The 287-nt window shown below is 52.6% G+C and carries 1 protein-coding gene; it reads left to right on the top strand.

What is annotated here, in order from left to right; genetic code table 11:
* Positions 1 to 287 (top strand): hypothetical protein (locus tag ACTHUM_RS20165; protein ID WP_440404026.1); only part of this gene is annotated, 287 nt, incomplete at both ends.

Genomic DNA, 287 nt, shown 5'->3' with positions numbered 1-287 from the left:
GTGAACAACGACGGTGTGAAAGTAGGCGACGATGTTGCATTGACCCAAGACGGCGTTAAAGCAGGTGATGTCAAACTGACCAAAGACGGATTGAACAACGCCGGCAACAAAGTGACCAACGTAGCCGATGGCGCCGTCAGCGCCAACAGTAAAGATGCCGTTAACGGCAGCCAACTGTTTGCGACCAACCAAAACGTAGCCAACAACGCCGCCAATATCGCCAAAGGCATCAACTTCGGTGGTACCACCGGCAGCAACAACTACGCATTGGGTGACACCATCAATGT

It is taken from the genome of Neisseria sp. P0021.S006, assembly GCF_051956895.1.
The sequence above is the reverse complement of the archived record's forward strand: the minus strand, read 5'-3'. Positions and strand labels throughout refer to the sequence as shown.